This is a genomic window from Leptospira fluminis, assembly GCF_004771275.1.
In the GTDB taxonomy this organism is placed as follows: domain Bacteria; phylum Spirochaetota; class Leptospiria; order Leptospirales; family Leptospiraceae; genus Leptospira_B; species Leptospira_B fluminis.
On sequence record NZ_RQEV01000015.1, the window covers coordinates 26148 to 52563 of the forward strand.

At 47.4% G+C, this 26416-nt stretch carries 24 protein-coding genes and 2 tRNA genes; 15 read left to right on the top strand and 11 right to left on the bottom strand.

The window, feature by feature from the left end:
* The first annotated feature begins 6 nt into the window (after positions 1-6).
* A complete protein-coding gene (locus tag EHO61_RS14445) occupies positions 7-1665 on the top strand; it encodes a hypothetical protein (protein WP_135814284.1) in 1659 nt (552 codons plus the stop codon).
* Positions 1666-1708: 43 nt separating this feature from the next.
* Here EHO61_RS14445 and EHO61_RS14450 read toward each other — a convergent pair.
* From EHO61_RS14450 to EHO61_RS14465, 4 genes are all read right to left on the bottom strand, one after another.
* Positions 1709-1781: transfer RNA gene (locus EHO61_RS14450), tRNA-Ala, on the bottom strand.
* 133 nt (positions 1782-1914) lie between these two features.
* Positions 1915-1988 (bottom strand) — tRNA-Ile (locus EHO61_RS14455).
* Positions 1989-2054: 66 nt separating this feature from the next.
* The gene (locus EHO61_RS14460; protein WP_135814285.1) at positions 2055-3257 is read right to left on the bottom strand and encodes an acyltransferase family protein; all 1203 of its coding nucleotides are present in this window, start codon (positions 3255-3257) and stop codon (positions 2055-2057) included.
* Positions 3258-3260: 3 nt separating this feature from the next.
* On the bottom strand, positions 3261-3893 hold the full coding sequence (locus tag EHO61_RS14465; protein WP_135769249.1) for a Crp/Fnr family transcriptional regulator: 633 nt from the start codon (positions 3891-3893) through the stop codon (positions 3261-3263).
* Positions 3894-4053: 160 nt separating this feature from the next.
* Between EHO61_RS14465 and EHO61_RS14470 the strand changes: the two genes are divergently transcribed.
* From EHO61_RS14470 to EHO61_RS14490, 5 genes are read left to right on the top strand one after another with little or no spacing between them, the layout of a single operon-like run.
* Positions 4054-5139, top strand: coding sequence for a strictosidine synthase family protein (locus tag EHO61_RS14470; RefSeq protein ID WP_246032154.1), 1086 nt, complete (start codon positions 4054-4056; stop codon positions 5137-5139).
* A 25-nt stretch (positions 5140-5164) separates the two neighbouring features.
* Complete coding sequence (locus tag EHO61_RS14475) at positions 5165-6340, top strand: acyl-CoA dehydrogenase family protein (RefSeq protein ID WP_135814287.1); 1176 nt, start codon at positions 5165-5167, stop codon at positions 6338-6340.
* A gap of 2 nt (positions 6341-6342) precedes the next feature.
* Positions 6343-7386 (top strand): phosphotransferase family protein, encoded by a 1044-nt coding sequence (locus EHO61_RS14480; protein WP_135814288.1) that lies wholly within the window; start codon positions 6343-6345, stop codon positions 7384-7386.
* 9 nt (positions 7387-7395) lie between these two features.
* Positions 7396-7794: a DUF6285 domain-containing protein gene (locus EHO61_RS14485; protein ID WP_135814289.1), complete on the top strand. Its 399-nt coding sequence runs from the start codon at positions 7396-7398 to the stop codon at positions 7792-7794.
* A 6-nt stretch (positions 7795-7800) separates the two neighbouring features.
* Entirely contained in the window at positions 7801-8538 is a 738-nt protein-coding gene (locus EHO61_RS14490) for a histidine phosphatase family protein (RefSeq protein WP_135814290.1), read from the top strand.
* Positions 8539-8560: 22 nt separating this feature from the next.
* Here EHO61_RS14490 and EHO61_RS14495 read toward each other — a convergent pair whose 3' ends face one another.
* Positions 8561-9679, bottom strand: coding sequence for a PilZ domain-containing protein (locus tag EHO61_RS14495; RefSeq protein ID WP_246032155.1), 1119 nt, complete (start codon positions 9677-9679; stop codon positions 8561-8563).
* Positions 9680-9914: 235 nt separating this feature from the next.
* Positions 9915-11168, bottom strand: coding sequence for an alpha/beta hydrolase (locus EHO61_RS14500; protein ID WP_246032156.1), 1254 nt, complete (start codon positions 11166-11168; stop codon positions 9915-9917).
* Between the two features lie 53 nt (positions 11169-11221).
* Here EHO61_RS14500 and EHO61_RS14505 point away from each other — a divergent pair, with 53 nt between their 5' ends.
* Both EHO61_RS14505 and EHO61_RS14510 read left to right on the top strand, forming a co-directional pair.
* Entirely contained in the window at positions 11222-13114 is a 1893-nt protein-coding gene (locus EHO61_RS14505) for a PAS domain-containing sensor histidine kinase (RefSeq protein ID WP_135814293.1), read from the top strand.
* A 63-nt stretch (positions 13115-13177) separates the two neighbouring features.
* Positions 13178-13564 (top strand): hypothetical protein, encoded by a 387-nt coding sequence (locus tag EHO61_RS14510; RefSeq protein ID WP_135814294.1) that lies wholly within the window; start codon positions 13178-13180, stop codon positions 13562-13564.
* Between the two features lie 48 nt (positions 13565-13612).
* On the opposite strand, the gene EHO61_RS14515 is transcribed toward EHO61_RS14510, so the two are convergent.
* Positions 13613-14230, bottom strand: a complete 618-nt coding sequence (locus EHO61_RS14515; protein ID WP_135814295.1) for a glutathione S-transferase family protein — start codon at positions 14228-14230, stop codon at positions 13613-13615.
* A gap of 64 nt (positions 14231-14294) precedes the next feature.
* Positions 14295-14879: a PaaI family thioesterase gene (locus tag EHO61_RS14520; protein WP_135769194.1), complete on the bottom strand. Its 585-nt coding sequence runs from the start codon at positions 14877-14879 to the stop codon at positions 14295-14297.
* A gap of 266 nt (positions 14880-15145) precedes the next feature.
* Between EHO61_RS14520 and EHO61_RS14525 the strand changes: the two genes are divergently transcribed.
* Both EHO61_RS14525 and EHO61_RS14530 read left to right on the top strand, forming a co-directional pair.
* Entirely contained in the window at positions 15146-16177 is a 1032-nt protein-coding gene (locus EHO61_RS14525; RefSeq protein WP_135814296.1) for a zinc-binding dehydrogenase, read from the top strand.
* Positions 16178-16355: 178 nt separating this feature from the next.
* Positions 16356-17096 (top strand): hypothetical protein, encoded by a 741-nt coding sequence (locus EHO61_RS14530; protein ID WP_135814297.1) that lies wholly within the window; start codon positions 16356-16358, stop codon positions 17094-17096.
* Positions 17097-17122: 26 nt separating this feature from the next.
* Here EHO61_RS14530 and EHO61_RS14535 read toward each other — a convergent pair whose 3' ends face one another.
* Entirely contained in the window at positions 17123-18838 is a 1716-nt protein-coding gene (locus tag EHO61_RS14535; RefSeq protein ID WP_135814298.1) for a methyl-accepting chemotaxis protein, read from the bottom strand.
* A 440-nt stretch (positions 18839-19278) separates the two neighbouring features.
* On the opposite strand from EHO61_RS14535, the gene EHO61_RS14540 reads away from it, so the two are divergent.
* A complete protein-coding gene (locus EHO61_RS14540; RefSeq protein ID WP_135814299.1) occupies positions 19279-20763 on the top strand; it encodes a hypothetical protein in 1485 nt (494 codons plus the stop codon).
* 239 nt (positions 20764-21002) lie between these two features.
* Here the strand turns inward: EHO61_RS14540 and EHO61_RS14545 are convergent, their stop codons facing one another.
* Both EHO61_RS14545 and EHO61_RS14550 read right to left on the bottom strand, forming a co-directional pair.
* Positions 21003-21524, bottom strand: coding sequence for a hypothetical protein (locus EHO61_RS14545; RefSeq protein ID WP_135814300.1), 522 nt, complete (start codon positions 21522-21524; stop codon positions 21003-21005).
* Positions 21525-21527: 3 nt separating this feature from the next.
* Positions 21528-21986 carry a RidA family protein gene (locus tag EHO61_RS14550; protein ID WP_135814301.1) on the bottom strand — a complete coding sequence of 153 codons (459 nt, stop codon included), beginning with the start codon at positions 21984-21986 and terminating at the stop codon, positions 21528-21530.
* A gap of 169 nt (positions 21987-22155) precedes the next feature.
* Between EHO61_RS14550 and EHO61_RS14555 the strand changes: the two genes are divergently transcribed.
* From EHO61_RS14555 to EHO61_RS14570, 4 genes are read left to right on the top strand one after another with little or no spacing between them, the layout of a single operon-like run.
* On the top strand, positions 22156-22956 hold the full coding sequence (locus tag EHO61_RS14555; RefSeq protein WP_135814302.1) for a class I SAM-dependent methyltransferase: 801 nt from the start codon (positions 22156-22158) through the stop codon (positions 22954-22956).
* Entirely contained in the window at positions 22953-24599 is a 1647-nt protein-coding gene (locus EHO61_RS14560) for a DEAD/DEAH box helicase (RefSeq protein ID WP_135814303.1), read from the top strand. The genes EHO61_RS14555 and EHO61_RS14560 overlap by 4 nt, the downstream gene beginning before the upstream one ends.
* Positions 24566-25660, top strand: a complete 1095-nt coding sequence (locus EHO61_RS14565; protein WP_135814304.1) for an N-acetylmuramoyl-L-alanine amidase family protein — start codon at positions 24566-24568, stop codon at positions 25658-25660. The genes EHO61_RS14560 and EHO61_RS14565 overlap by 34 nt, the downstream gene beginning before the upstream one ends.
* Positions 25641-26405 carry an LIC_10740 family protein gene (locus EHO61_RS14570; protein ID WP_135814305.1) on the top strand — a complete coding sequence of 255 codons (765 nt, stop codon included), beginning with the start codon at positions 25641-25643 and terminating at the stop codon, positions 26403-26405. The genes EHO61_RS14565 and EHO61_RS14570 overlap by 20 nt, the downstream gene beginning before the upstream one ends.
* Positions 26406-26416: the final 11 nt, after the last annotated feature.

Consider the following 26416-nt stretch of genomic DNA (forward strand, 5'->3'; position numbering starts at 1 on the left):
CCCTTTGTGAAGGAGTTCTCTCAAAACGTTCGGGAAAGAAGTGTTTCCGTAGTCCGATTCCTTCTTTCCCTGCTTTCCTTTTTATTCCTTCTCGGAACGGTTAACGCTCGTTCCGAAACTGCAGAGGTTTTTTACAATTCGGATTCCCTTTTTTTTTCGAGCGTTTATTCCGAACTCGAAAATCGAGGATTTTGGTCCGGTTTAGAGGATTGGACTTGGACTCCGGCTCCTTACCTTTTTCCGGATCTGGTACTATATCTATTTTTGAGAATGCTTACCTCCTGGATCGGATTTTTTCCCGTGGAATCCGCTCAATTAACTTACGCTGTCTTCCAATGGACGTTCCTTCTTTTCGGTTGGAAGTTGCTTTTCTCCGTACTGTCGATCGGAAGCTCGCCGCCTTCCACGGAAAAAATCCTATCTTTCGGTTTCCTATTCGCGGCCTTTCTGCTTTTGTCCGGTAGAGAGTTGTTTTTTTTCCTGCCCGCCTTTCATGGAGGGATCTGGGCCTTTCTTCCCTGGGCTTGGGGAATCTTCTTTTGGAATCGGAACTCTCCGAGTTTGGCAAGGTCTTTTTCGGTTTCGCTTTCCTGTTTTTTGGGTTCGGTCTCGGATCCGCTATTCGTTCCGGCATACCTTCTTCCGTTACTCTTGGAAAATCTGTATTTTATCTATGGGATACGGAGAGACAAAAACGATTCCTTTCCGGCAAAAGCGGCACGGGCGATCGTATCCCAGATTCCGGTCGGTTTAGGTTTGGCTCTTTCTTGGTTTACGTTAAAAGCATTAGAAAAAAATAAATCGATTTTCTTTCCCTTCCATTATTTCTCCGGAGACGCACAGGCTCGGTTCCTGCAAGATCCTGTCGGGCTTTTGCGAGGCATAACGGACACCGCACTCGTTTTGGCCGAAAGGGAACTTCCGTTTTTCGTTTTGATATTTGCGGGTTTGGCATTCGCTTCGGTCTTACGGGGAAAAAAAAGAATCGCCGTCGGTAATCGCGATCCCGAAATTTCCGTTTCCGCACTCCTCCTAGGCTCCTCCATCTTAGCTCCTCTCAGCCTCATCGTTTGGGGTTCCGCTCAAGGATTGATCAAATCGGGAGAACCCGTGGATCGATATTTCGGCGGGATTTCTTCTTCTTGTCTCGCAGTACTCCTCCTGGGGGTTCTCTCTCTTCGAAAAATTTCCTCCGGAATCTTAGCTTTGATCGTCTTAACCTCGTTTTGTTTTTGTGCGAGTATCGGACTGAGCCGAGGGATTTCGTTCGAATATCGCCCGGATTGGTTGGTATGTCTGGAAGAGGTCTCGGCACGAGAAGGATGGCACAGAGGAATCGCGGGGTTTTGGCGGTTGGCTCAGATTCGGAACTTAAGTCGCGATAAGCTCGTCGCGGATCCGTATGAATCGGATCTGACCGTGACGGTTTGGCAAAATACGTTTCGCTGGTACGAAACAGGAATTCCGTACTCCTTTGCGCTTCTCGATGGAATCGGCGAGGAGTCGGTAAGGGAACATTTCGGAAAACCGAAGCGGATATGGTACTGCGGGAAGTATCGTATTTTCGGTATCGATCAAAACGCCGGATCCGCAAGCCGAAAGTTTTTAGAGAGAAAGCGATCCGAGATTCAACTTTGGAAGGAATTCACCGGAAGAGCGAAATAAATGCGCTCGGCGGAACGAGGGATTGTATTCTAAGGGGAGGAATTGGAGCGTATCGGGATCGAACCGATGACCTTCTGAATGCAAATCAGATGCTCTCCCAGCTGAGCTAACGCCCCTTGTATACAAGGTTTCGTGGATAGTTTTAGGAACCGAATCGAAGGATTTCCTTCCTACCGGATTCCTCGGCTCTGCGGGGTTAAGGATTCTCGGAAGGATTGATTCCGACCGCTATCCACTGGTCTTAACCCCTGGGCCTGATGTGACTTGAACACATGACCCCACGCTTATCAAGCGTGTGCTCTAACCAACTGAGCTACAGGCCCGGTAAAGGACATGATTTTGTTTTAGGATCGGATGGCAAGGGATTTTTGGCGAGAGGAATTCGTTTTTTAGGAATCCGCAGGAGCAGGTTTGGCTTTTGCGTTTCCGAGAATAGCGTTCAAAAAAAAAGAATTGCGAATCAGCAGATGATAAATTCCGAACGTAAGAAGGTACGTGAGCAAAAGATGAAGGGGGAACTTCGCCCAGATCGGCCAAGTTTCTTGGACGATGCCGAATCCGATTCCGAGGGAAATCGGATGATGAATGAGATACACCGGCAGGCTGGAATTGCGAAGGTATTCCGAGGTGTTGGTTCGATCGCTGACGAAAAACTGGAAGAACCGTATAAAGAAAGCGATCCACGCCCATCCGCCCAAGCATTTCAGAAAAATGTGAAGGATTCTTCTCCAGTCTCCGGTGTAACCGAAGTAGGACCAAAACGGATCTATGCTTTTGATCCAGTAGAAGCACCAGAATAATGCTAAGGCTAAAATCCCTAAAATTCCCAATTCGATCTTGCTCGAAACTCCGTCTATGATCGTGGATTCTTTACCGATAAAGAAACTTCCTGCGGCAAAGAAACTGATATCGTACACGAATTGCACCGGTTCAATCGTGAAAAACGTCTGGTCCTTTAGGAAAAAGTAATTTATTAGACAGGTCCAAAATGTACTCCAAAATCCCAGAAATAATAGGATTTCCGCGCGCTTTACCCGTAAGGAACCGGTCGAAGAGTTTCCGTAGCGACTTTCCGGTAGGAAGAAATTTCCCAATCGATTCAATACCGGACGGATAGCCACATATAGGAACGTATAGAGGACCAGATATTGTAGGAACCATAGGTGGGACGGTTTCGGGGATTTTAGAAGGAATTCGTTCCAAAAAAAGACGAAATAATTGTTTTCATAACCGTTCGATAAAGCGGCGACGTAATACTGTGCGGGAGCGAATAGGATAATTCCGCTGACTAACGGGATCAGGATCCGAAATCCTCTGAGTCGCACGAAATTCGCGATCCCCTTGGAGCGGAAAGTTCTTTCGCTAAAATATCCCGAAAGAAAAAAGAAGAGAGGCATCCGAAACAGATGTACCCATTCTCCGAAAACGTCGAAGGTCCAGGAGCGGTCCATGTTTCTCAAGGGGTATTTTATATCGGCCGCATAGACGATCGCGACATGGAATGCTAGTCCGAGTAAAAGAGCGAAGGATCTAAGATTATCCAGATAATCCAATCTTATAGCGCTACGGGGTTTTGCCGCCGATAACGCCAAGGATTAAACGTCCACCGTGTACTTAAACAGACCTTCCCGGATGATCAGAGAACTTGGATCGTTTTTGGGCTGTTCCACCAGTTTGTCCTTCACTAAAAGGTTTATGGATGAAACCAAATCTTGGTGTTCCAAGCCGACTCTAAGAATGGCCCACTTGATGAAGGCGCCGAGATGAATCTTGTAAATTCCGCCGTCCTGCTCCCCCCTTGTTTGGCTAAAGGCGATCAGAGCGGAGGTGACCAAGTTTTTACGATCCGCCTTCAGAAGGCTAGCGATGGTCTGATTCGTTTCCCGCAGGCGGGAAGAAAGCATTTTGACCATCTTAAGCGAGAAGGAGGGATTCGTCTGAATCATATTATAAAAAACGGATTCCGTAATCGCAAAGAGCAGAACGTCGGTTTTGGCGATCGCACGTGCGCTTCGCGGCTTCTTATCGACTAAAGCCATCTCGCCGAACATATCACCTTCTTTGAGTTCGATTAATAGCTTGAATGCTTCCTTTACCTTCTTGTGAATCCCGACCTTACCCGTTAGGATCAGATACATTTGATCGGCGGGTTCGTTTTCATCGAAGATAATAGAGGATTCCTTAAATCGGACTCCGTGTTTATTGACCATTTCTTCCGAAATCTTCATCTTATCGAAAGGCTAACTCTTATGCCTTGTGTAGCGTATCTAAAATTGGTTGGGAGCCGCAATCAATAATTGTAAAGCTCGCGCAGTGATATCGGAAATTTCCGTTGACTGGGCTTCCTTCCAAGTTACTTTCTTCCTCGTTTCCCTTAAGGAGGGAATCGTGAACGCGAAAAAAATCCTCCTCCTCGTCGTGGCAGTACTGATTATTTTAGCGACGGGGATTCTGATCAAACCCTCTCGGATCGAACCGGTGGCCTATTATCCTCCTCCCGAGCCGGAAATGAGCGGAGTTTATTCCGAGAATAAACACTTAAGATCCGCCGAATTGATAGCCTTAGGCAGGATTCATGGCCCCGAAGATATAGAACCTGACGATTCCGGCAATCTCTACTCAGCTAGCGAAGACGGAAAAGTATATTTCATATCGAAAGAGGGTGATATGAAAGCGTATGCGGCTACCGGCGGAAGACCTTTGGGGATGAAACTAATTTCCGACGGGACACTTTACGTAGCGGATGCGATGAAAGGTCTTTTAAAAATCGGCCCTAAAGGGGACGTGCAAATCCTTTCCACCGAAGCGGAAGGAGTTCCTTTTAAATTCACCGACGATCTGGACGTGGCAAAAGACGGAACAGTGTATTTTTCCGACGCGAGTTATAAATATACCGCTCCCGAGTATCTTTACGATCTTATGGAAGGAGTCCCGAGGGGAAGGTTGTTAAAATACGACCCTCGTACCAAAAAAACTACGGTACTGATGAAGGATATTTTCTTTGCCAACGGAGTCGCGTTATCGAAGAACGAAGACTTCGTCGTTCTGAACGAGACATACAAATATAGAATTCATCGGTATTGGTTAAAGGGTCCTAAGGCCGGGACCAGCGACGTGTGGGTTGAAAATCTTCCCGGGTTTCCCGATAATATCTCTTCGGACGGCAACGGAACCTTCTACCTGGCCATGTTTACGGTACGGAATCCGACCATGGATCATCTCCTTCACCCCAGGCCTTGGGCAAAAATTCTGGTGGCAAAGCTTCCCAAGTTTTTGTGGCCGAGACCCAAGCCTTACGGTCTCGCAGTTCTTCTGGACGAGGAGGGTCGCGCCTTAGCCAGTTTTCAGGATCCTACCGGAGAACATTTGAAGGAGATCACTTCGGTGAAGCGCAAAGGGAACTACGTATATTTGGGAAGTCTTCATAACGATCGGATCGGAAAATTCGAACTTCCTCCGGAATTCAGAAAATAAATAAATTAGGAAAATTTAAAGTATTATGGATTTAACCGTCTCTAAAGAAGTCGAGGAGATAAAGGCTAAGGCCAGGGCCTTCGTGGAAGAAGTTGCCATTCCCGCCGAGGATCATTACGATTACAACCGGGGAAGAATGCCCGAAACGCTGACGGAGGCGTTGAGATTGGAAGCTAAGAAACGGGGGCTTTGGACCGCGCACCTTCCCAAATCGGAAGGCGGATTGGGATTGGATCTTGTCGGTACCGCTCTAATATTCAGCGAATTGGGCCGTTCTCCGATCGCTCCCTATTTATGCAATTGCGACGCTCCCGACGAAGGGAATATGCATCTTCTTCACCTAGCCGCCAACGAGGAACAGAAAAAGAAATATTATTATCCTCTTGTGGAAGGTAAGATCCGTTCGGGATTCGCTATGACCGAACCTCCTCCCGGCGCGGGCTCGGATCCGACCACTCTAGCTACGAATGCGGTTAAGGACGGCGAACATTACGTGATCAACGGTAGAAAATGGTATTGTACCGGAGCGAACGGGGCCTCCTTTCTGATCGTCATGGCCAAGGTCAACGATAGCTTTCGTCGGACTACGATGTTTCTCGTCCCGACGGACGCTCCCGGATACACGATGGTCCGGGAGATAGACGTGCTCGGTTCCCACGGACCCGGAGGACATTGCGAACTGAATTTCGAAAACGTTAAAGTACACGAATCGCAGATTCTAGGAAAGGTAGCGGAAGGCTTCCGTCTTTCCCAGGAACGCCTCGGTCCCGCTCGCCTAACGCATTGTATGCGGTGGATCGGACTTTCCCGTAGATCCCTCGAAATTGCGAGAGAATACGCGATAAAGCGGGAATTATTCGGCGGAAAACTTTCCGAGCAACAGGGGATCCAATGGATGTTCGCGGAGGCCGCCCTCGAAATCGAATCCGGTTTTCTGCTTACTTTGAAGGCTGCGGATATTCTCAGAAAGGGAGGAGACGCTAGACAAGCGATCTCCCTTGCCAAATGGCAAGTGAGCGAAACTCTGAACAAATGCGTGGACAGAGCCATACAGATCTGCGGCTCCCACGGGTTCAGCCGCTATCTCAAATTGGAGCTTTTTTACAGGGACGCACGTGCGGCGAGGATCGCCGACGGACCTACGGAGACGCATAAGATGGTGATCGGACGGAACCTAATGTCGGGAAAGGAAAATTTTTAAACGTGAAGGATTCGGAATTAAAAGAGAGACTCGAAACCTATCTCGGAGGAAGGCTAAAAGGAAAAGTAGAGATTTCTAATATGATCTCGCTTTCGGGAGGAGCTTGCCAAGAGAACTTTTCCGCGGATATCATAGTCGCGGAAGGAAAGGAAAAAGGAACTTACCAGACGGTTTATAGAACGGACAAAGGCGCGGCGCTTTTGGCCTCCCTGTCTAGGATAGACGAATTTAAAGTCTGTAAAATGGCGTTTGAAGCCGGCGTAAAAACTCCGGAACCTTTTTGGCTGGAAACGGATCCGGAGGTCACGGGCAATCCCTTTTATTTTATGAGAAGGATCTCCGGCAAGGCGACGGGAAGATTCGTGGTCAAAGATCCCAGTCTGAATAAGATCCGGAAACAACTCACGAGCGAGCTCGCGGAAAACCTCGCCAAGATCCATTCGGTATCTCCGGAAACCTGCAAAGACGAATCATTGCGAAAGACTCTCTCTCTTGGGCAGGATCTGGACGACATGGTCGTTGCGTCCGGATCGGTTCAAAACTTGAGGAACCAATTGGAAGGGATGAAAGAACCTTATCCTGCCATGGAAATGATCCTGAATTGGTTGGAAAAGAACGCTCTCGCGAGCGACAGGATCGTTCTCGTTCACGGGGATTTTAGGACGGGGAACTTTATGGTAACCCCGGAGGGACTCCAAGGGATCGTGGATTGGGAATTCGCGCATTGGGGAGATCGTCACGAGGACCTAACCTGGCTTTGTATGAGGGATTGGCGTTTCGGAAAGTTGAACAAGGAAGCGGGAGGGTTTGCGGACCGTTCCGAATTTTACGAGGCGTATGAAAAATCGGCCGGAGTGACTTTGGATCCCAAAAAAGTGACCTATTGGGAAGTGATGGGCAATCTGCGATGGGCAATAGGCTGCATCGGCCAGTCCGAACGTCACTTATCGGGAAAGGATAAGGGAATCGAGCTTGCCGCGATCGGCAGAAGGGCGGGCGAAATGGAATACGAAGCGATGCGTCTGATCGAGGAATCGTTATCCTAAGAGGGGAGTATGCAGGATAAACCTACTAGTACGGAATTATTGGAAGCGATTCAGGATTTTTTGATGAAGGAGGTTCTTCCCGAATTTAGGGATCGGGATTTGCTTTCTTATAAAACCCTGGTCAGTTGGAATATGTTGGGAGTGATTTCCCGTGAAATCCGATCCGGGGAAGAGCTTTTGGAAAAGGAAATCGTCCGCCTTGCAAAGCTGCTCAAAAAGGAAATACGGACACCGTTAAGCACGTTGAACGAGAAGAAGGTTCTTGCCGCTTCCTGGAATATGGAGTTACGGGACCGGATCCGAAAAGAGAAAAGATCTGTGGAAGACCGGGATTTTTGGGAGCATGTAAAGGAAAGCGTGAAGGAGAAGGTGGAGATCACCAATCCTCGTTTTACTACAGAAGACTAGGGACCCATGTCCGTAGTTTATCTAATCCGACACGGCCAAGCGAACTCCCGGGGAGAAGATTACGATCTTCTAACGGACCACGGAAAGAAACAATCCTTTCTATTGGGAAAGTATATGGGAGAAAACGGGGACATTCCGGATCGGATCGTCACCGGGAGCTTGAGAAGGCATAAGGAAACCGCCGAATCTTTTTTGGACGGTCTGCGTTCCGTGGATCGGAGACTTTTGAAAGCCCGAGAGGAAGAATCCTTGGTTCTTCGGGATTCCGGTTGGAACGAATTCAGCCCTGAATTGTGGAGCGCCTACGCGAAGATATTGTCCGAAAAAAATCCGGACTTCCACCGTAGTCTTTCCCAATTTGCGAAAGTGAAACTTCAGGGAGGAATTCGCTCGGCGGCGCTCTTTTTCAAATTAACGGAAGAGATTTTGGTCGCTTGGAGAAGAGGAGAGGAAACTCCTCCCGGAATAGAATCTTATTCCGATTTCGAATGCCGTGTGTCGGAGTCCTGTGAAAGATGGTTTTCACCGTCTGATAAGGAGAGAACCTTCGTCTTTACTTCGGGGACTCCCATCTCGCTGGTGCTGAAAAAGATACTCCGGCAGGATACGGGAAGTTTCGACTGGATGCCCTGGATTTGGAACACTTCCTTAAGTACGTTCCGTTGGGTCAGGGGAAGATATCTGCCCGTTTCGGTGAATAACGTTCCTCACTTGCCGGAAAAACCAGATCGAACCCTGTTTTAATGTCGTCGCATATCGATGTCTTTTAAGAGACACGTTTACTGATGATTTTCTTGAACTGCTGCGTCAGAATGTCCGTATTCTTTTCGAGCCTTTTCGTCTCCAATGCCTTTTCCGGCTTTTTGTGGAATTCAAGACCTAGGATTAAAGCCCCTTTTTCGTCTTTTTTCCACCAACGGATCTCTCCGGAAACGGGAAGAGGTCGCTGCTTTTTGAAAAGGATATCCAATTCTATCGTTTTGAATTTCGGGAGCAAATCGGCCAACTTCTTGTCCTGAATCCGAACGCACATTCCTTTCTTGGAAATGTCCAGGATCTTATACGAGGTCGTGGTCCGGAATGTGTTCCAGGTCCTGATGACGTCCGTGATTTCGTTCGCAACGGAGGTGAGTTCCTTCATTTCCTCTTCCGAAATATTTTTCTCCGAACTATGAAGAGAGATTACGCCTAACGGGAAGGGTTCGCAATGATCGTCGCTATAAACGATCGGAATAACGACTTCCGACTTTATATTCTCGTTGTTATAAGTCTGTATTGCCGATGGAATGTCGGAAACGATTTCCTTTTCGAAGTCGATCAAGGAAGGATCCTTAGAACGAAAATTTTCCGGGTCGGAGGAATCGTGAATGTAGAGGATTTTTTGCGTTTTTCGCACCACCTCCAATTTGCGGTTCGAGACGAATCCGAACTTATCGATGCGCAAATTGGGAAAATTGCCTTCCCTTAATTTTTCCTGGTATTTGGAAAAGAGCTCCGCTACTATGTTCGGGATTTTTTCCTTTTTATCTCCCGGAAAGAATTTATAGGTCACGAGATTGCTGGCAAAGGCCACTTCCGACGGTACGGGAATCCTGTCTTCTTCCCGGGCGGTTTCCGTGATCCCTATGTTCACTAGTCTAAAAAGATAGTTGTATTCTTCATATTCCTTCTCGAAAACGCAATCGAGCTGGAGGTACTTCGCAAAAGTCTTGAAAAAGGAAATCGATTCCCCTTTTACGAGTTTGATTCCGGTAGGAATATGGATCAATAGCAGATTTTCCTTTTCGAAACTTTCGGCGACGATCGCCTCGAAAAAATAAGGGGGCTTTTTGATGGAAACGGTATGATTCAATAAGTAGGTTTTGACTAGTTGAAACCTTTGCACCGGATCAGCTATCCAGTTTATCTCCCTTGAATTTTGTTCTTTTAAATCCATGATGTACGAACGGCCTATGAAAAATCGAAAATCGGGATCTTTCTCCCTAATAAGATAGACGTGGCAGATCCCCGGATTCAAACATTCGGTTCTCCGATCGGAAGGCCAATAGGCGCGGGTTTTTATCGAAAAAATAGTTACAGTTCGTCGAAATTCGCGGCGGACCCGCGGACCCAAAACTTCCTCACCTGGATCGGCTGAATTCGAGGATCCTGTCCTGCACTTTCGTATCGCTCAAAAGTTTGGAATGTTCCGCTTCCGATTCGAAGAGTTCGTATTCGATTCCGGGGGGAGGCAGGGCGCTTTCGGCGGTCACTCTTCCGTCGCCGTTCGTTCTTTTGGCTTTAGCGAAGTCCCATTTCCATCCTTCGGTCGTTTTTTCCCCGTAAAGTACGCGAAGAGTGGGTCGATTTACGGCCCGAACGACCAATACGGAAGGCCGAATTTTTTCCGTTTTGGTTGTCAGGGAGTCTCGAAATGTCTTTGCCCGGTCCAAGCGGTTCTGGAATTCTTTTTCCTCCGGTAGGTTCGAGCAGGAAGCAGTCTTGCTAAACGGACCCAGTTCGTGTTCCTTCCAAAAAGCGGCCCGGAAAAATCGATTCTCCATGAATTTTCCGTTCGTATCACTCAAAACATCGCGAGTGTCGAAACTTGCCTCCCGCGGAAAAAAAGTATACACGCTTGCAAACGTGGAAACGACGCATGGATCCGCGATTTTTCCGTTCAATCCCGTTGATTGCGGAAGCATCAAGTCTTCCAAGAAACCGATTCCGGAATGAAAAGGAGCTCCTACAAAAACCGCCTTTGAGACCAGGTCCGGCCTTCGGTTGAGGACGCTCAACGTAAGGGTTCCCCCGTTGCTATGTCCCACCACGACGGAAGCCTTTCCCCCCGATTCTTTTTTTACCCGCTCCAAAAAGGTCTCGAGCAAAAGCGAAGTACTTCCGTTGTCCTTTCTCCAATCGTATGGAAACACGTAAGAAGTCAGACCCGCCTCCGATTCTAAACGCTTTAACCAAGGAGAATATACTTTAACGTCTAGGATTCCTGGAATTGCAGTAACGGAAGAGAGAATATCGCCGGCCATGATTCCGTCCCCGTCTTTAAGGGACAAATCCGGCGTAGAAAACGCTAAGGCTTGGGAAGGTCCGAGCCACAGTCGCTTTCCGGACGAAGATACCAATTCTGATCCCTTATAACCGGGAACGAAAACGACAACTCCCGAGCTGGCATTGTCAGCCTTCAATACTCTAGGCCCGAAAGTATCGGTTTTACCGGAGCAACCGATAAGAAATATCGAGAATAAGAAAAATGAGAGAGTTCGCTTACTCGGCATGGGACGAAGAATAAAACCCGTATTCTTCTCTGTCGAACTGAATTTATGCCTCATCACTCTCTTGCCGACATAGTCGGATCCGAAAATATACTGGATTGTCATAGAATAAAAAATATAGTACGGTATAAAGCCGCGTCATCTCTTTAGGATTTTTCATGGACCGCTCGCAGGATAAAGTTTATCGCACGATTTTCGAACAATCTCCCATCGGTTTGATTATTTTCAATCGGAGAGGGGAAGTCGTGGATGCGAACGATGCCGCTTTGAAGATTTTGGGGATGCGGGCGGAAGACCTGATCGGATCCTCGTTTACCAATTTCAGGGACGATAACCTAGTCAACGTGTTGACTCATGCATATTCGGGGGAGACCTATGAATACGAAGGGCCTTATTTCACCTCCTTACCCGAATCATCTTTTCAGGTACACGTAAAGGTCGCTCCTATATTGGACGAGCACGAGTCGGTGGACGGACTCGTGCTGACTTTCGAAGACATTACGGAAAAGAAACGTACGGAGCGCAGATTGGCTGAGACTTTGGTGAAGCGGGCCGAGATGCAAAGGGCGCTCCGAGAAAATGAACGTAAATTCAGAACCTTGTTCGAGGCGGCGGGAGACGCGATTTTCATCTTTGACGGCCGGATTTTTTTGGACTGCAATCCCAGGACGGAAGAGATATTCGGCTGCAAGAAAGAGGAGATTATCGGACATTCTCCCGTGGATTTTTCCCCGGAGTTCCAACCTGACGGATCCAATTCCGCGGAAGCGGCCATGCACAAAATCGGGATGGCGATGGCCGGTCTGCCCCAAACCTTCGAATGGACTCATTGTAGAAAGGACGGGACGAATTTTGCCGCGGAAGTGACCCTGAATTCGGTCAGATTCGGCGACACGGATTCGATCCAGGCCATCGTACGGGACGTTTCGGAAAGGAAAAAATCCGAAGAACAGATAAAAAGACTGAACGAGGAATTGGAGATCAAGGTTTCCCTCCGTACGGAACAGTTAAACGCGAGTAATAGTCATCTAGAAAGTACGATTCGAAATTTGAAGAACGCTTTGATCGAATTAAAATCGACCCAAGGGCAACTTGTGCAATCCGAGAAAATGGCCGTTCTCGGACAGTTGATCGCCGGGATCGCTCACGAAGTGAATACGCCGTTAGGAGCCATTATCTCTTCGAATGAAGGGATTCAGTCCGTTTTTAGGGACACGTGGGAAACGTTATTGAAGGAATTTTCCCTATTCGACGAAGAAGAGAAAAACTTTTGGAAAATGTTGTTTTTCAAAGGGAGCGTATTGCCGGAATTCTACGACTCCGCGGAAGAAAGGAAAAAGCGGAAGCAAATCAGGGATAGATTGAAGCAGGAAGGTTTCGTCAAGGCGGATTCCTTGGCGGACAATTTGGCCGAGCTGGGAATCCAGGGACAGGATTTGTCCGAAATGATCACCGGTGCCGATAAGGAAAGATTCCCGGTGATCGTGGGGAATGCGGTTCATCTTTCTGGAATATTCCGACATAGTAATGTGATTCGGGAGGCGGCAAACAAAGCTTCCCAGGTCATACGCGCGTTAAAGATGTATATCTATCAGGATCATTCCGGAGCGACCGAAGTGGACGTGAGGGAACAGTTGGAACTGGTTCTTACCTTATATTACGGTAAAGTAAAGCAAGGCGTGGAAATCGTTCGAAAGTTCCATGATCCTTCGATCGCGTTCGGACAAGCCGATCAGTTGACCCAGGTTTGGGCCAACCTTATCAATAATGCGTTCCAAGCCATTTCCTATAAGGGACGTTTGGAATTGGAAACGCGCCCTCAGGCAGGATTTTTGGACGTGCTCATAACCGATGACGGACCGGGAATTCCCGCGGAGATTCGGGAGAGAATCTTCGAACCTTTCTTTACCACAAAACCTCAGGGGGAAGGGAGCGGTCTCGGCTTGGATATTTGCCGTAAGATCCTGGAGCAGAATAAGGGTACGATTCATGTGGAATCCGAATCCGGAAGAACCACTTTTAAAGTCCGTCTTCCTACCGGTCCGAATTGACGATTTTGGATGGACACCGGGCTCTCTTGCGTTGAACTGAGCCGCGTTTCGGAGGTTCGTTTCGTGAAAAGCAATACAATTAGGATTCTTTTATTCGGTTTTTTGGTATGGTTGATTCCGTTTATAGTGGCTTTCGGGTTTTATACTCCGGAAGGGAAATTGCGGGGAGATATTTTTCTATTTAAGACGGTGATGCTTCTGGTCGGGGGAGCATCCGGATGCGTTTTTTTATTTCTTATGGCAAAGCGCGTCGCTCTTCCGGCGTTCCAAACCTTCGTCGCAATCGGCTTGGTCTGGTTGGCGGAAAATCTAGGTTTGGATCTGTTGATTTTGGTGCCGATGTCCAAAATGAATCTAGGCGATTATTTCGTTCAGATCGGACTTAGATACTTTATGATCCTTTTCGTTTCAGTTACGGTGGGCGCCTCCATCGACGCCGCCAGGAAGTGAACGATAACGTAGAGGACGCCGGGAAATCTTCCCGACGTTCTCGTTCTTTTAAGCCTTTACCGGGACTTCTTTTCCTTTCTGAAAGGCCGGACGAGTTCCAAGTTTATCCTGCCATTCTTTTAGCTTCGGAAAATCGTCCAGAGAAACTTCCGAATAGGTATGTCCGTAAACCCAGGGCCAAGTCGCAATGTCCGCTATGGAAAGTTCCGATCCCGCCAGATACTCCGATTCGTGAAGACGCTTTTCCAAAACGGAATATAGGCGTCGGGTTTCGTTCTGGTATCTTTGTATGGCAAAGGGAATTTTTTCGGTCGCATACCTTAGAAAAAAATTCGCCTGTCCTTGCATAGGACCTACGCCGCCCATCTGAAACATCAGCCATTGCAAAGTTACGGATCTTTGTTTAGGATCCTTGGAAAGAAATTTACCCGTCTTTTCCGCAAGATAAATCAGTATGGCCCCGGATTCGAATACGGCAAAGTCGCCGTTATCCTTATCCACGATCGCGGGGATTCGACCGTTCGGATTTAGTTTTAGGAACCAATCCTCTTTTTGCTCCAGTTTGCCCAGGTCCATGGCTCGGACGGAATAGGGAAGTCCGGTTTCTTCCAGCATGATGGAAACCTTTCTTCCGTTCGGCGTTCCTGCGGTATATAATTCGATCAATCGCTTTCTCCTTTTTGGCTGATTTATTAGACAGGTATTTCACGTTTTGAATATTGGAATTCGCTTATTTTCCTTCCTGTCTTGCCCTTTCTTTTTTGAGTCGTTTCCGGATCTCTTTTCCGCGCTTTTGATTCTCTTCCAGAACCTGCGCGATCATCTTTATCGGAAAGGATGTACCTTGGAACATCCTTGCAAAGACTTTTTCAGGCATGTCGTACCAACGCGCTTTGGAAGAAAGCAATAGTTCCCCGGTCTTCTTGAGATGGACCGTTCCCTTGGTATACAATCTTCTCCTGCGCACCATAGTGACCCAACACCGGACTTCTATTTCCGCTCCGAGCGGACAGGCTTTGAGATACCTCATGTAGAGTTGGTCCGTCATGACGAAATGCCCGAGGTGAAAACAAAGTACTCCTTGGGCCTCGTCCATCAGCGTGGCTAAGGCGCCTCCGTGGGTGAATCCCGGCGCGCCTTCAAAACCTTTTTCCATTACGAAACTGAACCTAACTTCTCCCGACGCTTCATGAAAGGGAAAGCTCGCGTGCAGTCCTTTGGGATTGTCCGGCCCGCAACCGAAGCAATTCGTATGATGCCAATCCTGTCCGTTCTGACTGGCTTTGATTTGCCGATAGATCTGTTCTTCTACCATAGGGTATTTCCTTTAATAATACGAAAGGATGACTTGCAGTACCATGGAAAACCCTTTTGAAAACGGGACAAGGAGGAAATCGTTTCCGCGTTCCGGAAGGATACGACCGAACACCGCTAAGTCCCGAACGACTGAGCCCGTCCGAAATTTTTCACAGATGGTTTTCCCCGCAAACGATCGTGGCGTTCCGAGGAATTCAGGCGCGAGAATCCCTTGACCGGAGTTTCCGGGATTCTATTCTACGTAGCGTTTGGATTGGAGTTTTTATGAAAGCCGCAGTATTGGAATCCGGTAAAAGAACTTTAGAAATTCGGGAAGTCGAAGTTCCCCGTTTGGGACCCACTTCGGTTAAGGTAAGGATAAAGGCGTGCGGAATCTGCGGGTCCGACGTTCATCTCGTTTTGCACGGAACTCTGAAATGTAGTCATTACCCCCAGATTCCGGGGCACGAAGCTTCGGGAGTCGTGGAAGAAACGGGAGAGTCGGTAAGTAAATTCAAAAAAGGTGATAGAGTAGTGATCGCAGCGGGAACAAGTTGCGGTGAGTGCGCACATTGCCTGAACGGACGTGAAAATCTCTGCAAGAATTTGGGAGTCTTCGGTTTCGATCGAGAAGGAAGTTTTGCGGAATATAACGTGGTAGAGGAGAGATACCTTTACTCGCTACCGGACAAAATTCCGTTCGAGCAGGGGGCTATATTGGCCGATGCCGTTTCGACTCCCTATAATGCGATCAAGTTCCGGGGAAGGATTCAGGACGGCGAGAATGTGGCAGTCTTCGGGTGCGGGGGATTGGGGATTCACGGTGTCGCGATTGCGAGAGCCTTAACGAGCGGCAAAGTCATCGCTTTGGATGTGGATAGAGGAGCTCTGGAGAACGCGTTAGCGTACGGTGCCGACGAGGCGATAAATCTGAAGGAAGTAAAAAACGCCGGAAAAGCGTTGAAGGAAATTTCCAAAGGGGTAGACGTTTTGGCCGATTTTTCCGGGAGGACTTCGAATATTCAAGAATCTTTAAGAGCGATGAACTCCGGAGGAAGAATGGTTATGGTAGGGATCGGGAGGGATCCTCTTACGTTCGCGATCCCGTTTTCGATCATCGAGAAGCAGATTACGATCGCAGGCTCCTACGGTTCGGACAGGAGAGCTATCCCGGAACTGATCGATTTGTACGTTACGGGTAAGTTGAATCTTTCCAAATCCATTACAGGCATCCTAGGTTTGCAGGAGATCAATTCCGGATTGAGGGATCTGGAAGATCGGAAAGGAAATCCGATCCGTATCATCATATCCCCCTGATTCGCGAAACGGAAGGAAAGATCTCTAAACGATCATGTCCGACTTGATTCCGGCGCCGATGTTTCTATTTTCGGTATAGGCGGGCGTTAAAAACCTTTTCCAGAAAGAAGAGTTAATGCGATTTTGCCGGACGACGTGTGGGAGAAAAAACCGAATCCTGATCGGGATATTTTGAGAGATGCTTAAACAATACCTTCAATTCATTTCAACTCTTAGGAAAGTCCGTAACATAATCACGATAAGATCCCTTCTCCTGATCGGATTCATGTATTTGCAGCCCGCTCTGCAAGGAGGGACAGGCCTTTCGCTGTTGTTAGGTATCGTCCTTTTTTTCGGAGTAATCGGCACTTACGCCGCGAATGGCTACGAAATTCGATCGAATTTGACGCCGGAAAAGCCGGTGCAATTGGGTTCTTACCTCCGGTTTTTCGTTTCGATGATCCTCTTCAGCTTTGCAGTGGTGCTGCTGATCGATTTTATCGTCAGTCCTTTCGTGAGCCCGAAGTTAAAGCCGTATCTTGAAAGTTACATTAAGGATCCGAAAACCCCTTTGCCGCCCGAGTTGGAAAGACTTTATATTCTTCTTCCGTTTGCGATCGGTCTGATCCTATTCACCCTGGTCCCTATTTTGATCAGCAGGGTAAGCGTAGCGCAAGGCTTAGCTTCGCTCGGGAAATATCTGAGAAGGTCCGACTACCTTCAGGTCGCGTGGACTTCTTTTCTGGTATTTTTCGTCCCCTTCTTCGTTCTTTATATATTCTCCTCGTTTCCGAATTTCATTTCCTCTTTTTTCGGTTTGGCTCTGATTATAGCGGTGATCTTTCTTTCGCTTACTTGGGATTTGATTCTACACTTCCCCGTATTTTACATATTACGAAAAATAGATGCGCTTCCCTCGCCGGACAAGACGGAACAGTAGGTCGAAAAACGCATATCGACGGCTATTTAGGCCTTCAGGAAGCTCATGGTTTCCCGGAGATTCTTAGCTATATTCAAAAGTCCTGAAGCGCTTGCCGCGATCTGCTCGGAATTAGCGGCGCTGCTTTGAACGGTAACGGATATATTGGCGACGGCATTTGCGGTTTCGACGATCGCCACTTTTTGTTCCTTAACGGAGGTTCGTATTTCCGCGGATTTCGAATCCACTAACTGTACCGCGCCCCGTATGGTTTCCTTTTTTTCCTGCTGCAATTGCATGATCTGAACGATATTGTCGGAGGATTCCTTTATCGATCGAAGACCGTCCAGAATTCCTGCGTAGACTTTAACGGAGTTTTCCACGAATCCTTTGCCCGATTCGATCTCGGCATTACTGGTTTTTATCAGATCCTCTATGGTTTTTGCGCTTTCATCGGTCTGCTCCGCTAATCGTGTGATTTCGGATGCGACGACGGCAAAACCGCGTCCGTGCTCTCCTGCTCTAGCGGCTTCAATCGCGGCGTTCAAAGCGAGAAGGTTCACTTTTTCGGAGATTTCCTTGATGATAGCGGTAATGGATCTCATTTCCACGGAACTGTTTTCGATCTTACCCATGCTTCCGGAAAGATTACCCATAGTGTTCTTTCCGCCTTCCACTTTTTGATACATTTCGGAAACGCTTTGTAGGGAACCCTGGACGGCATCTCCGACTCTATTAATCAGAGTATCCAACGTTTTCATTTCTCCTGAAAAGGACGCGATTGAGGAATATTGCTCTTCCGCGTTTCGGGTCACCTGTTCCATTCCTGCGCTGATTTCCTCGACGGATGCCGATATTTGTTCTGCGGATGCGGATTCCGTCTGAGCGTTAGAAGAGAGGTGATCGCTGGATTTGGAAAGTTCCTCGGAAGCGGATAATATGGATTCGGAAAAGGAAAAGATCGTGCTCAGCATATTTTTCACTTTTTCCTGGAATTCCTGGAAGGCGATGAGCAACAGATAAAGTTCGTCCTTATTCCTGTCGTCGTGTTCCACGTCGATGATCTTACTGAAATCCGCATTTTTTATGGAAGAAGTCACCGTAGTAAGTCCTTTGACTAAGCGCAACGAAAAGGTGATGGAGACGATCAGAATATATACGATCGTAGCTACGGAAGTAACGGTAAATATCCCGATGCTGTATTCGTATTCTAGTTCGGCTTTCGTATAGATTCTTTCCGTTATCTTCAATTGAACTTGGATCAGCTTTTCGATCTTTTCCGTGACAGGATCGATATTCGGGTAAAGTACGTTTTCGGCGAATTCTATCAGTTTTTGCTGGTCCTCGGCCTCCATCGTTTTTTTGCCTTCTTCCACTACCTTGTCGGCCGTTTCAAACAACGGTTTCAACTCTTCGATGATCTGCGTCTCCTCGGGAACGAGCTGAGTGGAAAGATACGCCATCCATTCCTTCTTGATTCCCGCTTGTGCTTGAGCGATATTCTCTTTCCCTTGAGAGAAGGAGACTGAACCGCCACGCACTTTATGTACGCAATCCACAATCGAGATCGCATAATAATCCGATATTGACTTTAATTGTTTTAGCGGTATGAGCCTGTCGTTGTGAATGGTTTCTATATCTTTAATTCGGGCAGAGGAGTTTAGAAGCGAGAGCCCGAGAATCATCAGAATTGGCAGTAGCAAGGATGAAAACAGGAGAGTAAGTTTTATTTTGAGACCTAAACGAGAATACCAAGATTTCATCTATCTATTCCTTAAATTTCTTGATCATCCAGATTTTAATTCGGCCGCATCGTTTATGAATTAAGCTTGGATTATAAGATTTTCAATAAGACGAAACTTTGCCAAAAAATAAAGACTTTTATCCAAAATTCGCTTAGAAGTCGTATAAGCGAAGTCGCATTCGGATTGTATCGAAGATACTTACACCAAAGAGTATAGAGCTGAAGATTCGTTAGGTGTTTGGACGTATTCGCCTTTAAATTGCAATTAACGTCTTAAAGTATGTGTATAAATTCTCTGACGGAAAAAATCGTAAGAAGACAAATCCGACGGTTTTTTGGGGCCTAAGGTCTTTGTAGCGATCGCTATACACTTGACAGACTCTTCTCCCGGAATAAATTGAGAGTGTCTCGGCTGAATTTATATAGAACAACTGTTTTATAAAAGAGAAAGAGGATAGAATGTTAGGGATTAAGAAAAAATCGAATATTCGAATTCGAAGTAAACAAGCCGTTTCTCTCGGTTTTGTACTGCTTCTCGTTGCCGGATCCGCATCCACGGCCCTTTCTTTAAAAGAGATTCCGGATCAAATCGGACCTGACGGGCGCAATATTTCTCGCCAGTTCTTTCAGTTTTTAAAGATTGCGGCGATCAAAAATAAATACGACGGTCGTGCGCTGGAATTCCACAAATATCTGGATCGCTCCCTGGAGAGGTTCGAACTGAAAAACCTGTTCAACTCCGAATTCATGCAAAAGGAAGATGGGGGACATTTTGTCACATATCGGGGAAAATTCGCCCCGGATGGTTACCGAGTGAGCCTAGAGAATATCCGTATGAAAGAGGTTCCGATCCAAAGTTTCGGCGATTTTTCCGCGGAATTTTCCCTGAGACACAATCCAAAACCCACGTACGGCGGAAATTCTTACTCGGGGAATTTGGACGTTTTCACCAACTTAGGTCCCTTTACGCACAAGCATGGAGTAAATGCGATGGATTCTGGACTGAAGTTTTTGGATCCGAAAAACGTCTCCGCGATTCAGGCACCATCCACTCTGATTTTCAAAAAAATCAAGGATCATGAAGCGAGACATGTCCTTAACGATTTCGATTCTTCTTTTCCGGGACTTGCAAAATTTTTGAACTATTACTTCGGCTTGAACTCTTTACTTAACATATCTAAGGAGGGGAAGGGGCAGGGAATTACCGAATTCAATTTCGAAGGAACGGTGGAGCAATCCTTGGCGTCCGATTTTACGGATCTCGGCGATTATCTAGACGACATAAAGTATCTAGGTTGGGTTAAGGCGAGAATCACGAATCTCCAAGGAAAAACTTTGCTCCAGTTCGGCCTGGTGTCCAAGACGGCCGAGTTGAAGTTCCGTTTTTTTACCAAAGACGGTAAGGTCGTTCCTTTCGATTCAAAAGGAAATCTTTATCCGGAAGAGGCGTTTTCCTTCTCATCCCTGACGGAATTTCCCTTTTTAGTTAAGGCTTCACTCGAAGCGAACCTTTACGGATTGCTTTTGGAAAACGAGGACATCCAATTGTTCGGCAGATTTTCCAATTCGCCTTCCTCCGGTGTTCTGAATTTAAAATTGACCAAGGTGGAGAAGTTCGAAGTAAGCGGAGCTTTCGCATATCTGGCTCCTAGTTGGGCGATCAATCTTTTCATTCCGGGAAACCTCCAATCCATTATCCATGAATTTACGGAGACTTTAGTAAAAGCGAACGGTGGAAAAGGATCCTATTTCGTACTCAGATGGGATCGGGAAGGGGCCCGGACGCTCATGCGGACGCATATAGAATCCGAATTTTTGGATAATTTTTTCATTCGCTTCGGCCTGAAAATCTGGAATCATAAGGTTCTTCCCGACGAAGATGCGAGAGACGATATTCGGAAAGTTTTCTCTAAAATTATGGACTTAGTCCTACAAGGGATATGAGGGTTTTTTTGAAGGGCCCCCGCCCTGGTCCGGGTGGAGGCGGCGGGCTCGTGGGCCAATTGCCGTCCGTTCCTCTATCATAAAAGCGCTCTTATAACAACTTCTTTTTCTTGGGGACCTCCTACAAGAATTTGCAAAAAAAACTTTCTTGCCTAAATCACAAAATTCTGATAATCGATCGATGCTGGCGCGGGCACGGGGTACCACCGCACCGGCCCCCACCCAGAGCAGGGTGGGGCCTACCTTCTCAACGCCTCTTTCGAACTATTGGAAGCCGAAACAAGAAGGGTGGTCAGGAGCCAAATCCCTGCAAACGTATAAAATTTCCAATTGAACTCGTAATCGGATTCGCTAATGAAACTGACGAAGAATATGTCCGGCATAAAAAAGCCGAGTCCAAGGAGAAGTCCTAAAAATATCTGAAGGATAAATAAAACTTTATAAAGCCAGTCGCTTCTCCAAAACCCTCCGAAGAAAAAAACCAGAAAGGACGGGAGGATGAAGAATATATTCGTGGCAACCCGTATGTTCTCTCGTTCTTCCGATCCTAGATTGATTCTATAACCGACCCAGCTCGAAAGACTGAAAAGAAGTTGGGCAAAACTGAAGACGAAAATGAATTTCTCGCTTCCCGATTTTTCGAAGAAGAACTCCTTAAATCTGCCGTACAATTCCGAAAAGAAACGTTGCCATCCGTGCAATACGACAGGAATGGCCGGAAAAGCGAGGCCGAGGTCCTTCAAAAAGGAGGAAAAAAACATGGATTATTCTATTTCTGCCGTGATTTCTACTTCTACGGGAGCACCGAGCGGAAGAGCTACGCAACCGACCGCAAAGCGAGCGTGTCTGCCGGACTCACCGAACAATTCCAAAAGTAGATTCGACGCGTAATTCGCCACGAGATGCTGCTCGAAAAAAGTGGAAGAAGAGGCCACAAAAACACCCACTTTGACGACGGATTTGATTTTGTCCAATCCCCCTACCAGAGCGGAGATCGCTGCCAACCCGTTTAAGGTGGCTTGTTCGGTGGCTTCCTTGACGTCGCTTACCAAAAGGTCGAATCCTAACGCTCCCGAAACGATCAGTTTTCCGTCTTTCATAGGAAGTTGCCCGGACGTGAATACGAGCCGGCCGGAACGATTTGCGGGTATATAAGCGGCGATCGCTTTCGGAGCGGGGGGAAACTCTAGTCCCAAAGATTTGATTTTTTCAAGAACGTTCAAGGAAGTAATCCCTCCGGAAAGCTGTTCCTTCTATAACAGACTCGGCACCCTTTTTTTCAAGCAGTTTAGAAACGGATTTTCATTTGTAGCCCCTTTCGGGAGGAAACGGGGGACGGATTTTTCTTTACCCTAGAGAACGCCGGCAAATTCTGAGAACAAAAGTAGAGGAATGGATTCGATCTTCGATTTAAAACCGCATCCGAAATATCCTGAGGAGTATCTCGTCTGCTCTCGAACGGGAATCCATTTCTACCGACAGGCAAAAGAAAGAGAATACGAGGATTCCTATTTCCAAGAGGAATATAAGAACCAATATAAAAAAACGTATTACGAAGATGAGCCTCAATTAAGGGAGCTGGCTCGACGAAGGTTGGCTTCTCTTTCCCGATTCCAAAAACCGAAAGGGAAAACCTTGTTCGAAATCGGATGCGCTGCCGGCTTTTTTTTAGACGAGGCAAAAAAAGCGGGATACTCCGTAACGGGGATGGAACTCTCCGAAACCGAGGCAGCCTTCGCCCGGAAAACCTTGGGCTTAAACGTGATCTCCGGATCTTTTTTGTCGGACGAACTTCTTCCGAAGGAAAAATTCGACGCAGTCTGCGCGTTTTTCGTAGTGGAACACTTTTCGGACGCGGAGGCGGTGTTTCGAAGACTGACGGATTTGGTTCGACCGGGGGGACTTCTCTTTTTGGGGGTACCTTCCTTGTTCGGTCCGACATTCCGGACAAATCCGACAGAATGGTTTGCCGGGCATCCTAAGGATCATTTTTGGGATTATTCGCCGGATTCCCTGAAAAAAATGTTGAAATTGTACGGTTGGCGCACGGTATATAAGAAACCTATGTCCTACCACCCGACTAGAGATAAGGGTTGGAGAGGAAAATATCTACCTCGTCCTCTATTTGTCCGCTATGCGAACCTCGCCTGCTACGCGGATACATTCCATTTAATCGCGATTAAAATAGTATGAAATTCGAAGAATTAAACCTCGAACCAAACCTGCAAAAAGCCATTGAAAAAGCCGGTTTCGTCGAGCTCACACCAATCCAGGAAAAGGCCATTCCCCACGGAATCGAGGGAAAGGACATCACCGGATTAGCCCAGACCGGAACAGGCAAGACTGTCGCCTTTCTCGTTCCGATCATTCACAATGTCCTGACCAAAGGAATCAAGGGAGTCAGCACGCTGATCCTCGCACCCACCCGGGAACTAGTCATTCAGATTTCCGAAGAGGCGGAGAAACTCCTAAAGTACACCGATACCAGGGTGGTTCCCATCATCGGCGGTACGGATTATAAATCCCAGAACCGGGATTTAGAAGGTCTGAACGGACTCATCGTCGCTACACCCGGACGCTTGATCGATTTGGCCAGAGGCGGCACAGCCGACTTAGAGCAGGTCGAATTTTTCGTCCTAGATGAAGCGGACCGAATGCTCGATATGGGATTCATCAACGATATCCGCTGGCTTCTCCATAAATGTAAGAACCGTAAACAGACTTTGCTGTTTTCGGCCACTTTATCCGTGGAAGTTATGCGTCTTGCATATCGCTTTATGAACGAGCCGGTCGAGATCCAGATCAATCCGGACAAACTCATCACCGAGCGGATCGACCAAAAATTGGTCCACTTGGGGCGGGAAGAAAAACTTCCTTACATGGTGAACACGATTTTGGATTCAGAAGTGGACGGCCAAGGAATCATATTCACGAATTTTAAAGCGAATATCCCTCGTATCGTTCATACCCTTCGCAAATACGGAATTCCCGTCACCGGAATCTCCTCCGATTTGGATCAGAAAAAGAGACTGCGTCTGATGAGAGATTTCAAGTCGGGGCGTTTCAAATACATGGTCGCGACGGACGTTGCTAGCCGGGGGATCGACGTGGAAAACATCGGCTTGGTTTTCAATTTCGACCTTCCCCAGGATACCGAAAATTACGTCCACCGGATCGGCCGTACTGCGAGAGCGGGACGCTTGGGAAAAGCCGTCAGCTTTTGCTCGGAAACCGATTATAACGAACTGGAAAAGATAGAACGTTATCTTAGACAAAAGATAGAAGTCACTCCCGTCGAGGAAGAGCTTCTGGATTTTCCCAAAGGAGAGTTCGAACCGTTCGTGGCCGGAGACGCGTACGACCAGGGCCCGAAGGAAAGGCACCAAAGGAACGGAAAGCAACCCCAATCCAGGGACGGAAGAGGAAATCGAAAACAGGGAGATCGCAACGGGTCTTTCCAAAACGACAATAGAGATAGAGGACCTCGGGACGGTAAGGATAGAAGCCGTGATCGCGGAAAAGGACGTTTCGAACGTAAAAAACCCGAATCCGCCATTCGGGAAGCGGAACAATTTCTGCAAAAGGCGGATACGGTTTTGGGCACTGTCGCTGAAAAAAGGGACAAGAACCCCAAGAATAAGAAAAAAGGAAAGAACCGCAAACCGAAAGAAGGCGGAGTCAACAAATCGTTCCAGTCCGAAGACCGTTCACAAAACCAGCCTCAGACATACGATAAGAAAAAGAGAAACCTTTTCGACATCAACGAATCGAAACAGAATCAAAGTAAGAAGAAGGAATCCGTTTGGCGAAAAATCAAATCCTTCTTCGGGGACTGATCCTACTTTTTCTATCGGGAGGCTCCCCGCTATTTTCCGAAGTTCGCATAACGACGATCGGAAAGAATCGTTATGTGCGCTTCGAGGAAATCGGAAAACGGATCCCGAGTTTACAAACCAAATTCGAGTCGGCCATTCTGGTCGGCTCCGTCTCTCATCCGTCGGGGGAGATTCGTTTTCGAATCGGTTCCCCTTTTTATTCCTTCAACGGTAGCCTCGAAAAGACGAACCTTCCCGTTCTATATCGCGACAAGGATTTTCTACTCCCCCCGGAAGTAGTGGAGGCGATCTTTGTCCGCCTTCTTTCGGAAGACGTAAAATACGAATTCTCCGATTCGGAACTGACTTTCGAGATCCTGCCGAAAGCCGAAAGGCTGCATCTTGCCTCGATCATCGTGGACGCGGGACACGGGGGGAAGGATCCGGGGACTTCCTCAGGAAAAGGCATCCAGGAAAAAACCGTCTCTTTGCAAGTCGCTCGAATCCTGAAAAAATTTCTAAATAAGGTGTACCCCGAAGTCAGAGTCGTTTTGACTCGCTCGGAAGATCATTTCGTGGAACTAGAGAGGAGGTCCGATATCGCAAATAAGGAAACTCAGAAAGGGGGTTCCGTTCTTTTCTTAAGTCTACATTGCAACGCTTCGATTTCCGAAGACGTAAACGGATTCGAGGTCTATTACCTTTCCCAGACGCCCTCCACCGAATCCGCCAGAGAAACCTCGATCTTGGAAAATAAAATCGTCGGTCGTCGAGGAGGAACGGATATTCGGAAAATCCAAGCGGGGATGCTTTCTTCCCTGATCCAAAGGAGGAGTCGGGCTTTGGCTCACAGCGTCGAATCGGAGATGAAAAAAAAGCTCGCTCCCAAGATATTGTCCCGAGGGGTAAAAAAGGCGGATTTTTCCGTTCTTCGGGGAAGCCTAATGCCCGCGATTCTCGTGGAGATGGGCTATCTGACCAGCGGGAAAGAGTCCGAACAGCTTGCGAACCAGGCGCAACAAGTCCGGATCGCAAAAAGTATCCTGGAAGGAATACGAGCCTATGAATTGGCAAAAGATTAAAGAAGTTTTCGAAAAATTTCTGGAACGATGGGAACGGTTCTATTCCTGGATTTTCGGCTTAGCCACTCTTCCTTCGAACAACGCGCAAGCCAAGAGACTGTTGTTTTTATCCTATTCCTGGATCGCGGTCCTTCTCTTCTTGACCGGCTTTATCCTTGCCGGCAAGAATCCTCTCAAACTTCTTCTTCCTTTTTCCATTTATGATCTGCCGAACTTGGATCCGCGCAAAGACGTGGTGATCTACGGTTCGGATGGGGAAGGAGAAACCTTTCCCATCCATCGAAAAGTGCTTTTGGACGGGAAAGATTTCCGACATGACGTTCTCACTCTCGTGGGGGAAGTGGGGGAATCCAGCTACTTCGATCCTTCCGTTCCGAACGACGCGGTTCATTTTAGAAATCTGAAAAAACTTCCGAACCTCCAGGACTCGGTCATCGCGATCTGGAAACGAGGAGACCTTCTGATTTTGGATATGAGGAAGTCCACCCTTGAAGAATTGCTAGGAGAGATGAAATTCCGGATCGATTACACGTACGCTAGCCAAATGACGGAAGAGGAAAAATCGAAGGAAATCACCCGCAGAAAATTATCCCTACTTTCTTCCTCTTTTAAAGCCGTAGAACGCACCTTATTCGAGAATGATCCCGATCTGAACCGCATCGAATTCAAATTAGGCGGAGAAGCGGAGGAGATCCCCGGTTTGGTTTACTCACTCACGGAAATCCATCTCAGAAATCCGAAATAGGTTAGGTTTTC